This is a genomic window from Parahoeflea halophila (assembly GCF_900220985.1).
Lineage (GTDB): Bacteria > Pseudomonadota > Alphaproteobacteria > Rhizobiales > Rhizobiaceae > Hoeflea > Hoeflea halophila.
Genome location: NZ_OCPC01000001.1, coordinates 1,272,436 through 1,285,241 on the forward strand (window position 1 = coordinate 1,272,436; position 12,806 = coordinate 1,285,241).

10 protein-coding genes are annotated in these 12,806 nt (G+C 60.7%); 8 read left to right on the plus strand and 2 right to left on the minus strand.

Annotated elements, in window-relative coordinates:
- Positions 1 to 10: 10 nt before the first annotated feature.
- The 5 genes from CRO46_RS06030 (at position 11) to CRO46_RS06055 (ending at position 6,314) form a co-directional block, all read left to right on the plus strand.
- Complete coding sequence (locus CRO46_RS06030) at positions 11 to 1,264, plus strand: phenylacetate--CoA ligase family protein (RefSeq protein ID WP_097105936.1); 1,254 nt, start codon at positions 11 to 13, stop codon at positions 1,262 to 1,264.
- Between the two features lie 140 nt (positions 1,265 to 1,404).
- On the plus strand, positions 1,405 to 3,414 hold the full coding sequence (locus CRO46_RS06035; protein WP_097105937.1) for a 5'-nucleotidase C-terminal domain-containing protein: 2,010 nt from the start codon (positions 1,405 to 1,407) through the stop codon (positions 3,412 to 3,414).
- 228 nt (positions 3,415 to 3,642) lie between these two features.
- On the plus strand, positions 3,643 to 4,695 hold the full coding sequence (hemH, locus tag CRO46_RS06045; protein ID WP_097105940.1) for a ferrochelatase: 1,053 nt from the start codon (positions 3,643 to 3,645) through the stop codon (positions 4,693 to 4,695).
- Between the two features lie 147 nt (positions 4,696 to 4,842).
- A complete protein-coding gene (locus tag CRO46_RS06050; protein ID WP_097105941.1) occupies positions 4,843 to 5,862 on the plus strand; it encodes an SPFH domain-containing protein in 1,020 nt (339 codons plus the stop codon).
- A complete protein-coding gene (locus CRO46_RS06055; protein WP_097105942.1) occupies positions 5,859 to 6,314 on the plus strand; it encodes an NfeD family protein in 456 nt (151 codons plus the stop codon). Before CRO46_RS06050 ends, CRO46_RS06055 begins: the two co-directional genes overlap by 4 nt.
- 2 nt (positions 6,315 to 6,316) lie before the next feature.
- On the opposite strand, the gene CRO46_RS06060 is transcribed toward CRO46_RS06055, so the two are convergent.
- Positions 6,317 to 7,312, minus strand: coding sequence for a KpsF/GutQ family sugar-phosphate isomerase (locus tag CRO46_RS06060; protein WP_097105944.1), 996 nt, complete (start codon positions 7,310 to 7,312; stop codon positions 6,317 to 6,319).
- A gap of 137 nt (positions 7,313 to 7,449) precedes the next feature.
- Here CRO46_RS06060 and CRO46_RS06065 point away from each other — a divergent pair, with 137 nt between their 5' ends.
- Positions 7,450 to 9,045: an outer membrane beta-barrel protein gene (locus CRO46_RS06065; protein WP_097105945.1), complete on the plus strand. Its 1,596-nt coding sequence runs from the start codon at positions 7,450 to 7,452 to the stop codon at positions 9,043 to 9,045.
- 49 nt (positions 9,046 to 9,094) lie between these two features.
- On the opposite strand, the gene galU is transcribed toward CRO46_RS06065, so the two are convergent.
- Positions 9,095 to 9,976 carry a UTP--glucose-1-phosphate uridylyltransferase GalU gene (gene galU / locus CRO46_RS06070; protein WP_097106551.1) on the minus strand — a complete coding sequence of 294 codons (882 nt, stop codon included), beginning with the start codon at positions 9,974 to 9,976 and terminating at the stop codon, positions 9,095 to 9,097.
- A 378-nt stretch (positions 9,977 to 10,354) separates the two neighbouring features.
- On the opposite strand from galU, the gene CRO46_RS06075 reads away from it, so the two are divergent.
- Together CRO46_RS06075 and CRO46_RS06080 are read left to right on the plus strand one after the other, a co-directional pair.
- Entirely contained in the window at positions 10,355 to 11,572 is a 1,218-nt protein-coding gene (locus CRO46_RS06075) for a lytic murein transglycosylase (RefSeq protein WP_097105947.1), read from the plus strand.
- Complete coding sequence (locus tag CRO46_RS06080) at positions 11,553 to 12,803, plus strand: SGNH/GDSL hydrolase family protein (protein WP_097105948.1); 1,251 nt, start codon at positions 11,553 to 11,555, stop codon at positions 12,801 to 12,803. The genes CRO46_RS06075 and CRO46_RS06080 overlap by 20 nt, the downstream gene beginning before the upstream one ends.
- The last annotated feature ends 3 nt before the right edge of the window (positions 12,804 to 12,806 follow it).

The following is a 12,806-nucleotide window of genomic DNA, read 5'->3' on the forward strand; positions in this document are numbered from 1 at the left end:
GAGCACGACCATGACCAGCCATTTCGATGAGCGCGAGACGCGGGGTTCCGAGGCTCGCGAGAAGGAAACATTCGGGGCATTGCAGGCATTGCTGAGCCGCAGCCTCAAACGGCTTCCGGCACTCGATTCCTGGCTTGGTCATCCTGATCCCGCCGCTCTGACGGACCGCACGGCGCTCGCTGCGTTGCCGGTGTTGCGAAAACCCGACCTGATGCAGATGCAGGAAGCCAATCCACCGTTCGGCGGCCTTGCCGACCCGGACGCACTGACCGGCAACCGGGTCTTCATGTCGCCCGGTCCGGTCTGGGAACCACAGGGTCTGGGTATCGATCCCTGGGCCTCGGCACGCGCGCTGTTTGCGGCCGGGTTTCGCTCCGGTGACGTTGTCCACAACAGCCTTGCCTATCACATGACCCCTGGCGGCTTCATTCTCGACGAGGGCGCCCGTGCCCTGGGATGCCTGGTATTTCCGGCCGGTGTCGGCAACACCGAAGCCCAGGTTGACGCCGCCGCAAAGCTGCAGCCGTCGGGCTTCACCGGAACGCCGGATTACCTCAAGACCATTCTTGAAAAGGCCGATGAGATGGGCCGGGATCTGTCGTGTATCAAGCGGGCCCTGGTATCGGGTGGGGCATTGTTTCCCTCCTTGCGTCAGTACTACACCGACCGCGGGGTGTCCGTTCTGCAATGCTACGCCACCGCCGATCTTGGCGTGATTGCCTATGAAAGTGCTGATCAACAGGGCGCGCCGCACCCCGGCATGATTGTCAATGAGGACATGATTGTCGAAGTCGTCCGCCCCGGAACAGATGACCCCGTGCCCGAAGGTGAAGTCGGCGAACTGGTGGTCACCACGCTCAATCCGGGCTATCCGCTGGTCCGTTTCGGGACCGGAGATCTCTCTGCGATCCTGCCCGGCCAGTCTCCCTGCGGCCGCAGCGGCCTCCGCATCAAGGGATGGATGGGCCGCGCCGACCAGCGCACCAAGATCAAGGGCATGTTCGTCGACCCCAAACAGGTTGCTGAAATCCTCAGGGCGCACCCCGGAATCGCCAGGGCTCGGCTCGTTGTCAGCCGCGCGTCTGATGCCGACGTGATGACGCTGAAGGTTGAACCGGCCGCAGGAGCGGGTCTTGAGGTCGACGATATCGAGGCAACGCTTGCGGCGATCGCGAAATTGCGCGGAACGGTGGAGCTTGCGCCTCCCGGCAGCCTGCCAAATGATGGCAAGGTAATCGCCGACGAACGCGACTACACCGCCTGATTCCTGTCTATTTTCAGTGCGACGCGAAACCTGCACTTGAAGTTCCCCGCGGTTAGTGAAACCATTCGTTCAAGCCTGCCCGGACGCACTCTGAATTCGTCACGAGGCACGCAGTGAGCAGCGAAACAGGGAGCTATTCCATGAACATATTTGTAAAGCGCGCTTTGTTGTCAGTGTCGGTTCTCGGCCTGACTTCAGGAGCGGCTCTTGCCGACTACACACTCAACATTCTGCACATCAACGATCTGCATTCGCGCATTGAATCCATCAACAAGTACGATTCCACCTGCTCGGCGGAGGATGAGGCCGAAGACAAGTGCTTCGGCGGCATTGCACGGGTCAAGACCAAGATCGACGAACGCCGCGAGGCTCTGACTGGCGAGAACGCGAATGTGCTGGTGCTCGACGCGGGCGACCAGTTTCAGGGTTCGCTGTTTTACTCGACCTACAAGGGCGAGGCTGCGGCCGAATTTATGAACGGTATCGGCTTCGATGCGATGGCTGTTGGAAACCATGAATTCGACGACGGCCCCGAAGGGCTCCGCGACTTCATCGACATGGTTGAGTTCCCGGTGATTTCCGGCAACACCATCGCCGGCGCCAATTCCGTCCTCGGCGATCGGATCAAGCCCTATGTCATCAAGGAAGTCGGCGGTGAAAAGATTGCCCTTCTGTCTGTGCTCGCCGCAGACACGGTTGAAACCTCTTCGCCAGGAGATTCGGTTCTCATTCTCGACGAGATCGAGTATCTCAAGGGTGCGGTCAGCCAGATCGAAAAAGACGAAGGCGTCAACAAGATCATCCTGATCTCGCATGTCGGCCTTACAAAAGACGAAGAGATTGCCGCACAGGTCGACGGCATCGACGTGATCGTGGGCGGGCACAGCCATACGCTCCTCTCCAACACCGACGAAAACGCGGCCAGCCCCTATCCGACTATGGTGGCAAATCCATCTGGCGTCGAGGTCCCGATCGTCCAGGCCTACGCCTATTCCAAATATGTCGGCGAAGTTCAGGTCACCTTTGACGATGACGGCAAGGTGATCAGCGCGAAAGGCGACCCTCACCTGCTCGATGCGTCGGTGACCCCGGATGAAGCCTTTGCTGCACGGGTGACCGAACTCGGCGCCCCGATCGAGGAGCTGAAGACTAAGGTCGTCTCCGCGTCGACCGACATCATTGACGGCTCCCGCGATGTGTGCCGCGCAGGCGAGTGCTCCATGGGCAATCTGGTCGCCGATGCCATGCTCGACCGGACGGCCAGCCAGGGTGTTTCCATTGTCATCCAGAACGGCGGCGGCCTGCGCTCATCCATCGACGCCGGTGAAATCACCATGGGCGAGGTGCTGACCGTCCTGCCATTCCAGAACACGCTTGCCACTTTCGAGCTGAAGGGCTCCGATGTGATTGCAGCCCTTGAAAACGGCGCCAGCAAGATCGAGGAAGGTGCAGGTCGCTTCGCACAGGTCGCAGGCCTCCGTTACACATTCGACAAGAATGCCGAACCCGGTTCGCGCATTGTCTCGGTAGAGGTGAAGAAGGGCGACGGCTTTGAGCCGATCGACACGGAAGCAACCTACATGGTTGCAACCAACAACTACATGCGCGGTGGCGGTGACGGCTATTCCGTCTTCAACACTGCCGGCATGAACGCCTACGACTACGGTCCCGGTCTCGAACAGGTTGTCGCCGACTACCTGGCCAAGAACAATCCCTACACGCCCTACACAGACGGGCGCGTGATGGCTGCAGCTGAAAAGCCGATGGCCGAATCCGCAGCGGCCACCAAGGACGCAGCACCGGCAGCAGAGGAAACCGCACCTGCCGCCGAAGCTGCGCCTGCAGCGGAAGCCGCAGTCGAAGTTCCCGAGCCGCTGCCCGGCTTCAAGGATCTGACCACCTCGGCACCGATGATCGCTGAAGAAGCCGCCGCGAGCGGCGAGGCGGAGATGGGACAGGAAGCCCCGGCGTCCGACACTGCCGCCATGGCCGGCAAGGAACATGTCGTGGCCTCCGGTGATACGCTCTGGGATCTCGCCAGAACCTATCTCGGCGACGCGACAATGTGGAACAAGATTGCACAAGCCAATCCTTCTATGGACCCCAAGGACCTGGTGGTTGGAGAAACACTGACCATCCCGGCCAAGTGATGTCGAAACCGTCTTGAACAGAAAAAGGGTCCGGTTCACCGGGCCCTTTTTTGTTTCGGCCGCTGGCAAAAGGCCGCATCCGCAGAAGATTGATTTGTCGATTGAGTTCTCTATGTTCCGTTCGACGGTTGAGCAGACGGCGCACAGGCCGCAAGAACGCACCTATAGCCTCCGCCGACAGATTGAGCAGATGAACACCGGATTGGACCGCGCCCCGTGAACAGAACCATGCCCCTGACTGATGAAACCTGCCGGCCTGTGGGGGAACTGCCCGCCGAACATCCGCCGGTCAAGATCCAGAAAGTCGGCGTGCTGCTCGTCAATCTCGGCACCCCCGACGGCACAGATTTCAGGTCGATGCGGCGCTATCTCAAGGAATTCCTCACCGACAAGCGGGTGATCGAGTGGTCGCGCGTCTTCTGGTATCCGATCCTGTTCGGCATTGTTCTCAACACCCGCCCCGGCCGCGTCGGCAAGGCCTATGAGGAAATCTGGAACAAGGATCTCGATGAGAGCTATCTGAGAACCTACACCCGCAACCAGTCCGACAGGCTTGGCGCCATCCTCGCCGATCACCCCTCGGTCATGGTCGATTGGGCGATGCGCTACGGCCAGCCTTCAATCCCCGACAAGATGCAGGCGCTCAAAGACGCCGGCTGCGATCGCATCGTGCTGTTCCCGCTCTACCCGCAATATGCGGCAGCCACCACCGCGACCGTCAACGACAAGGCCTTCAAGGCGATGATGGACATGCGCTGGCAGCCGGCCTTGCGCACGGTCCCGCCCTATCACGACGATCCCGCCTATATCGAGGCCATCGCGCAGTCAATCGAAACCCATCTCCAAAGCCTCGACTGGGAACCGGAGATCGTGCTTGCCTCGTTCCACGGCATCCCGCAATCCTATTTCCTCAAGGGTGATCCATATCATTGCCAGTGTATGAAGACCGCACGCCTCGTGCGTGAGCGGCTGGGCTGGCCGAAGGAGAAGCTGATGCCGACCTTCCAGTCCCGCTTCGGTCCGGAGGAATGGCTCCAGCCCTACACCGACAAGACCGTCGAGAAGCTCGCCAAGGACGGCGTCAAGCGCATCGCTGTGATCAATCCCGGCTTTGTCTCCGACTGTCTCGAAACGCTTGAGGAAATTGCCGGCGAAGCGGGCGAAATCTTCCACGAGCATGGCGGCGAGAAGTTTACCCACATTCCCTGCCTGAACGACAGCGAAGGCGGGATGAAGGTGCTCGAGACCATCGTCCGCCGCGAACTCCAGGGCTGGGTATGAACCCGGCTTTTCGAAGCAGCGATTCTTCAAGCCGAGGGCGCAGATAATACGCCCCGGCGATTGCATGCCCACTTAAGACCAACTACCTGTTTTCAGGCAGGCGGTGAAACTCCGCATCTTTAAGGCGGGTTGAGGAGGCCACTGGCCATGTTGGGACTGGACGTCACGGTCGTTGTCATTGTCGTCATTGCGATCTTGCTGCTGTTTTCCGGCATCAAGACGGTGCCGCAGGGGTTCGCCTTCACGGTTGAACGGTTTGGCCGCTACACCAGGACGCTGACGCCGGGGCTGAACATCATCGTCCCCTTCATCGACCGCATCGGCCGCAAGATCAACATCATGGAGCAGGTGCTCGACATTCCCACACAGGAGGTCATCACCCGCGACAACGCATCCGTTGCCGCCGACGCAGTCACCTTCTATCAGGTGCTGAACGCCGCAGAGGCGGCCTATCAGGTCTCCAATCTCGAGCAGGCGCTGCTCAACCTGACCATGACCAATATCCGCTCGGTCATGGGCTCGATGGACCTCGACGAACTCCTGTCCAACCGCGACGCGATCAATGATCGCCTGCTCAAGGTTGTCGACCAGGCCGCTGCGCCATGGGGCATCAAGATAACTCGTATCGAGATCAAGGACATTGCACCGCCCACTGACCTGGTCGAGGCCATGGGCCGCCAGATGAAGGCCGAGCGTGAGAAACGCGCCGACATCCTGGAAGCCGAAGGCGCACGCAACTCGCAGATCCTGCGAGCAGAGGGCGCCAAGCAATCCGCCATTCTGGAAGCGGAGGGCCGCCGCGACGCCGCATTCCGAGATGCCGAAGCCCGCGAGCGTCTCGCCGAGGCCGAGGCCAAGGCCACCCAGATGATGTCGGTCGCGATTGCCGAGGGAGACACCTCGGCAATCAACTATTTCGTCGCGCAGAAATACACCGAAGCTCTCGGCCAGATCGCCTCCGCACCGAACCAGAAAGTCATCCTGATGCCACTGGAAGCCTCGTCGCTCATCGGTTCGCTGGGCGGCATCGGCGCCATCGCACAGGAGGTCTTCGGCAAGGACGGCAGCAATGGCCCGGCGGCGCAGAAACGCGTCCCTAGCCAGCCGCCGCGCACCAGTACGACACCGGGCTATACGCCCGAAGCCAGGGGAGAGCAGGATTCATGATCGCCGCCCTGATCACCGAACTCGGCCCCTGGAGCTGGTGGATCCTGGGGCTGCTGTTTCTCGGCCTGGAGATCCTGATTCCGGGTGTTTTCCTGTTGTGGATCGGGCTCGCCGCGATTGTCGTCGGCGCGGTCTCTATTCCGCTCTGGGGCACCGCTTTCTGGGGCTGGCAGGTGCAGCTGCTGGTCTTCGCCGTGCTGGCCGTTGCAATGGCGCTGCTCGGTCGCCGGCTAACCGCGTCCAGCGCCGAGAGCGATCAGCCCATGCTCAACAGGCGCGTCGAAGGTCTGGTGGGCAGAACGGCGACACTCGAAGATCCCATCGTCGACGGCAGAGGGCGTGTCAGGCTTGATGACACCACATGGATTGTCCAGGGTCCGGACATGCCGGCGGGTGCAAAGGTTCGCATCACGACCGCCAAGGCCGGCGGCTTGACGGTCGAACGCGCCTGATTTCAGGCCACCCCGATCCTCAGCAAATCATGGAAGTGCACGATCCCGATCGGCGAGAGATTCTGATCGGTGACCATCAGCGCGCCGATGGAGTTCTTGTTCAGGATTGCCATTGCGGTGCTGGCCAGGGCGGTCGGTGCAATTGTCTTGGGCTGGCTGGTCATGATTGCATCGATCGGCTGATCGACCAGGTTTCGCCCCAGATTGCGAGCGACATCGCCATCCGTAACGATGCCGATCAAACGCCCGTCCGGCGAAGTCACGCCGACGCAGCCGAACTTGCGCAACGACAGCGTCATGATCGCTTCAGGTACCGGCGTGCCCGAGGGAACCAGCGGAACAGATTCGCCTGTGTGCATCACATCTGACACATGCGCCAGGGTGGCTCCCAGCTTGCCGCCCGGGTGAAACGTGTGGAAATCGCCGGCGGTAAAACCCTTGGCCTCGAGCAGCGCCACCGCAAGGGCGTCGCCAAGCGCCAGTTGCATCAGCGTCGAGGTCGTTGGCGCCAGCCCATGCGGACAGGCCTCCTGCTCGCGCGGCAGCAGCAGCACGATGTCGGCCTCCCGTCCAAGCGCGGACTCGCCGCCCGCCGTGAAGGCGACAAGCGGAATGCTGAAGCGCCGGGAATAGGCGAGGATGCCCTTGAGTTCGGCGGTCTCACCGGACCAGGACAAAACGACAATCGCATCATCCTTGGCAATCATGCCGAGGTCGCCATGATTGGCTTCTGCCGGGTGGACAAAATGCGCCGGGGTACCGGTGGACGCCAGGGTTGCGGCGATCTTGGCCCCGATATGCCCGCTCTTGCCGACACCGGTGACGATGACGCGTCCGGATATGGCTCCGATGGCCTCCACTGCCCGTGTGAAAGGGTCCGCCAACCCGTTTTCCAGAGCTGCGGCCAGCGCGTCCAAGCCGGCCTTTTCGGTCTGGATCGTTCGCCCCGCCGAACTCAGCATCTCGCTGCGTGGGTAATCTGGCAAAATCTTCTTCATCAGGCGGCAATATCGCTTTGCTGCGCCCATGTCCATCAACCACATCTCGGAAGCGCAAAACGGCAGATCGAAACCTTGCGTTAACCACAAGTGTTTACGGTTTGACAAGATTTGGACGAGGCCGGAACCCAAGCCGCATGCGCGACCCCATTGAGACCATACAGACACGTATAGCTGTGCGTCGTGGCGGACTTCGTCTCACCGTGTCGGCGTTCTGCCTGTTGGCAGCGTTTCCCGCAGCAAATGCACAATCGGCATCCGGTTCAAGCTCCTCGGACGGGTTCTACCAGCTTCGCGGCACCTCCGAAGCGCCTCTCCCCGCCAACCAGCCCGCCGCCTCGACACTTTATGGCGCGCTTCCAGGCCCTGCCACGGGCGGGACAGTTCCGGCAAGCGGTACGGGAACTTTCGGAACAACAGTTGCGACAGGCGAGCCAGGTTCTGCCACGGAATTCGGTCTGCAGACCGGGGAAGACATCACCGGAACCATCCCGTCACCCTCCGATCTCAGCCAGGCAGACCAGGACTATGCCGCAGGTCTTGCACGCCAGAACGCCCGCGTCGGCACAATTGATGATCTGCCTCTCGACACCTCGACCGACGAGGCTGCGGTGCCCGGGATTTCCTTGGGCACCCTGACGCTGCGCCCCACTCTTGACCAGAGAGTGGTGCATGAATCGGTCCGCTATGGCAGCGACCGGCCCCGGCGCACCTACAGCCAGACCACTTTGTCCGGGACGCTCGAGTCCGATTGGTCCCGGCATCAGTTTCGTGCCGACGGAACGGGCACCCTGCAGAAAAACCTATCCGGCACCGGTACGGAGACCCCAAGTGCGGATTTCAATGCGCAGCTCAACCTCGACCTCGTCAATGCCATCACCGCCTTGTTCGGCACTGGCTACAGTTACTCGCAGGAAAGCCGCACCGATCCGAATGCCATTTCCGGGGCCACAACCCAGGCCGGCATCCACGAACTTCGGGCAAGTGCCGGGCTGCAGAAAAGCCTGGGGTTGCTCCGCGGCTCGACCACACTCGACATCACCCGCACCCTCTATGGTGACGCCACGCTCGCCGATGGCACCAGCGTGCAGCTCGATGACCGTGACACGCTGGGCACCCAGGTCACCGCCCGGATCGGCTACGAAATTTCCCCAGCCCTGGTTCCATTTCTCGAAGCCTATGTCGGTCGTGAAAAATACGATCAGCGACTGGACTCCACTGGAGCCGAAAGGTCTTCCAAGACCTGGGGCGTCCGCGCCGGCGCGGAGGTAGACCTGGGGGAGAAACTCTCGGGCGAGTTCGCAGCGGGCTACGTGTTGCGCGAGCTTGATGACGCCAACCTTTCCGACATATCCGGACTGACCGTCGACGGAGAGCTCAACTGGTCGCCCTTGCGGGGCACCGATCTCAATCTCGGTCTGGCCACCACACTCGAATCCGCAACCACGGCAGGCCAGTCGGGCGCGATTGTCTATGAGCTTGATTCCACTTTGACGCAGCAGATCCGCAATAATCTCGTCGCCCGCCTTGGCGCGACGGCAAGCCTCCGGGATTATGATCCCGGCAGCGGCCGCAGCAACCAGCGCAGCTACGGTGCCTCAGCCGGCCTGACCTGGAGCGTCAACCGCTATCTCGACCTGGAAGCAGATGCGAGCTACGAACGAACCAGGGAAACCGGCGGCACCGACGAGGAGACAATGCGCCTCGGACTGGGTCTCAAGCTCCGCAGATAGGGGACGGGATCAAGCCCGTCCTCCGTGTCTCTGTCTGCTCCTGATCGCCTCAAGCCTGTGAGATCAGGTTTTTCAGCCCGTCGGCAACCAGTGGCTTGATGTCCGAACGGCCAAGTGCGAAGGCGACATTGGCGAGAATGAAACCCTCCTTGGAGCCGCAATCGTATGTCTCTCCAGAAAAGGCATAGGCCGAGAATGGCTGGTCTTCCGCCAGTTTCAGCATCGCGTCGGTGACCTGGATTTCATTGCCGGCACCGCGCTCCTGCCGCGCCAGGATGTCGAAGATTTCCGGCTGCAGAATATACCGGCCATTGATGTAATAGTTCGACGGTGCGGTGCCTTTTTCCGGCTTTTCAACCATCTCGGTGATGCGAAATCCGCCGTCGAGTTCCTCGCCCTTGCCGACGATACCGTATTTGTGCGCCAGTTCGGGATCACATTCCGCGACCGCAACGATGTTGCCGCCGACTTTTTCGTAAAGGTCGACCATGCCGGCAAGGCAGCCGGTCTCGTCATGCATCACCATGTCGGGCAGCAACAGGGCGAAGGGCTCGTCTCCGACGATGTCGCGTGCGCACCACACTGCATGACCGAGGCCGAGCGGTGCCTGCTGCCGGGTGAAGCTGGTGGCGCCGGCCTTGGGCAGCATGTCTTCCAGCGATTTGAGTTCGACTGTCTTGCCGCGTTCGCGCAGCGTCGCTTCGAGCTCAACCTGAATGTCGAAATGATCCTCGATGACCGCCTTGTTGCGGCCCGTGACAAACACAAAATGCTCGATACCCGCTGCCATGGCTTCTTCAACGACATACTGAACCACGGGCTTGTCGACCACGGTCAGCATCTCCTTGGGAACGGCCTTGGTTGCGGGGAGAAAACGGGTTCCCAGTCCCGCAACCGGCAGCACCGCTTTTCTGACCTTGCGTATCGTCATCGTCATGTATTTTCCTCATTTCTGATAGATTATCGCCCCGGTGCATTCAGTCGATCGCGGATCAGCAGGCACCGATTGTTAGAAACGGACCAACGCAGTTGCCAGTGTATCGTTCAATCAGTCGACTGCAAATCGGCGGCAAAAATCAGCCGGTCCACAATACGGGCGCGGCGCTGCGGTGAATATCCCGCTTTCCGTATGTCCGGTAAGCGGTTCACGGACCGAAATCAGTACCGCTTACAGCCCTTAGCGTAACCCGCCGTGCCCTTCGATCCAACCGTCAGGGGATAGATTATGGTAAACGATTTGTTGACGGCTCCGGGATATGATTGCCGATCAGTCACCCGAAACAGCCCTCATCAACAGGATGCTTGGAACATGATCCGATCACCCAGCAAATTCGTCCGCGCCGCCAGCCTCTGCCTCTTTGCAACAGTGTTGTCTCCGCTGCCGGCCCAGGCCGATGCAGGTTTTCTGAAATGGGTTTCGGGCTTTTACAGCACTGCCGCAAAGTCGGGGATTTCCCGTTCGACCTATGAAAAGGCATTCAGTGGCGTCACTGCACCGGATCCGGTGGTGCTGGAAAAGGCACGCTATCAGCCCGAATTCACCACCAAGGTCTGGGACTATCTCGATTCGCGCGTCAATCCCTACACCATCGCCAAGGGCCGCGAGATGCAGGCCAGGCACAAAAGGACTCTCGAGGCGATCGAACGTCACTTCGGCATCGACGCCTCGGTTCTCCTGGCGATCTGGTCGATGGAGTCCAATTACGGTGAAATCCTCACCAAGACCGACCGGCTGCACTATGTACCCCAAGCGCTTGCAACGCTTGCCTATGCCGACCCGAAGCGGGCGAAGTTTGCCCGCCAGCAGCTGGTGGCTGCACTCAAGATCCTGCAGACAGGTGACATTTCCACCCGCGAAATGACCGGCTCCTGGGCCGGCGCCATGGGGCATACCCAGTTCATTCCCACCAGCTATCTCGCCTATGCGATCGATGCCGACGGCAACGGCCACCGCGACATCTGGAATTCCATTCCCGATGCACTGGCAACCGCTGCAAATCTGCTCAAGAAGAATGGCTGGAGAACCGGCGAAACCTGGGGCTACGAATCCGTGGCACCCAGGGGTGGCGCCAAGTACAACGGCCAGACCAAAACGCTGGCGGAATGGGCAGCACTTGGCTTCACCCGCCCCAGCGGCAAGAGCTTCCCGGTCGGCAGCCGCCGTGCCGAGCTCAAAATGCCAGGTGGCGCGAATGGACCGGCCTTCCTCATGACCAAGAATTTCTTCGTCATCAAGCGCTACAACAACTCCGATTCCTACGCCCTCGGTGTGGGTGTTCTCGCCGATGAAATCGCCGGATATGGCGGTGTGGATCAGCGTTGGCCGCGGCCGGCCGGTACCCTTGACGTCAAGGAAAAGTTCGAGTTGCAGACCCGGCTCAAGCAACTGGGCTATTACGATGGTGACATCGACGGCAATTTCGGATCGGGCTCCAAAGCAGCCATCGCAGCCTTTCAATCGCGCACCGGCTTGACCGGCGAGGCAGTTCCATCGCAGAAGATACTGGATGCGATCCGCCGAAATTAAAATCCAAGACACCCACCGCCTCTCCCGGACGAAGTGCTCCCCGGGAGAGTGCACCGGTGCGTTCCAAATACGCCACCTGCTGCGCCTGGCTGCACTCACAGTCCTGTTGACGATGTGCGGATTAGCTGTTTTGCAGCAGGTTCAGCCTGCACAAGCTGAGGAACGGGTGGAACGGAAGTCGTTTCTGCAGTTGTTGTTTGGCAGCAAGCAAAGCAGCAAGAAGGAGGAAGCTTCGGCTTCTGCGCCGGCGCCGGCTCGCACAAGCCGGGTTAACAGGGCTCGTTCGCCCAAAGCCATTGCGCCACCACCGGAGCCGGTCGTCGAAAAGCTGGACAACGCCCGCAAGATCCTCGTCGTCGGCGATTTCCTTGCAAACGGGACAGCTGACGGTCTCTCCGAGGCGTTTGCTCAAGCTCCCGGTGTTGTTGTCATTGAACGCACGAACGGGTCATCCGGCCTGGTGCGCGATGATTACTACAACTGGCCGGAACAGGCCCGTGGTATCTTTGAAGAGGTGCAACCCTCCATCGTTGTCGTCCAGCTCGGCTCCAACGACCGCCAGCAGCTCCTTGTTGACGGCAATCGTGAGCCCGTCCGATCGCCGAGCTGGGTCGCAGAATATGAGCGCCGGACCCGCGCGCTGATCGACGCGTTGGGGGGTGGAAAGACCCCGCTGCTGTGGATCGGGCTTCCAGCCTTCAAGTCCCCATCCATGACTACGGACATGGTCGCCCTCAACAGTATCGTCCGCAAGCAGGTCGAAATGGCCGGCGGCGAATTTATCGACATCTGGGATGGTTTTGTCGATGAGGAAGGCAAATTCATCTACACCGGGTCCGACATCAATGGACAGCAGGTCAGGCTTCGTGGCTCCGACGGCATCAACGTGACCAAGGCCGGTCGCCGCAAGATCGCGTTCTATGCCGAAAAATCGATCCGGAGGTTACTGGGTGACGCCGCTGCAGAAGGCATCTCGGCGCTCGATTCCGCCAATTTCCCGGAGATATTCATGCCCCCCGCACCGGGTGAAAACGCTGCCGCGATCCAGCGAACGTTGCCGGTGGCCATGACAGATCCGGCTCTTGACGGCGGAACGGCATTGCTGGGTGAGATGCCGGCAACGGCGGGGCTGGTCCGCTCCCCGCGCGATAAGCTGGTGATAGATGGCCTGTTGCCTGAGGCGCCCCAGGGGCGGGTGGACAATTTCAGCTGGCCACGTGTTGAGCCCTGATCC

Bases quoted from the DNA above. Each gene is read 5' to 3' on its own strand.
- CRO46_RS06030 (WP_097105936.1), top strand. From the start codon at position 11: ATGACCAGCCATTTCGATGAGCGCGAGACGCGGGGTTCCGAGGCTCGC.
- CRO46_RS06035 (WP_097105937.1), top strand. From the start codon at position 1,405: ATGAACATATTTGTAAAGCGCGCTTTGTTGTCAGTGTCGGTTCTCGGC.
- hemH (WP_097105940.1), top strand. From the start codon at position 3,643: ATGCCCCTGACTGATGAAACCTGCCGGCCTGTGGGGGAACTGCCCGCC.
- CRO46_RS06050 (WP_097105941.1), top strand. From the start codon at position 4,843: ATGTTGGGACTGGACGTCACGGTCGTTGTCATTGTCGTCATTGCGATC.
- CRO46_RS06055 (WP_097105942.1), top strand. From the start codon at position 5,859: ATGATCGCCGCCCTGATCACCGAACTCGGCCCCTGGAGCTGGTGGATC.
- CRO46_RS06060 (WP_097105944.1), bottom strand. From the start codon at position 7,312: ATGAAGAAGATTTTGCCAGATTACCCACGCAGCGAGATGCTGAGTTCG.
- CRO46_RS06065 (WP_097105945.1), top strand. From the start codon at position 7,450: ATGCGCGACCCCATTGAGACCATACAGACACGTATAGCTGTGCGTCGT.
- galU (WP_097106551.1), bottom strand. From the start codon at position 9,976: ATGACGATACGCAAGGTCAGAAAAGCGGTGCTGCCGGTTGCGGGACTG.
- CRO46_RS06075 (WP_097105947.1), top strand. From the start codon at position 10,355: ATGATCCGATCACCCAGCAAATTCGTCCGCGCCGCCAGCCTCTGCCTC.
- CRO46_RS06080 (WP_097105948.1), top strand. From the start codon at position 11,553: ATGCGATCCGCCGAAATTAAAATCCAAGACACCCACCGCCTCTCCCGG.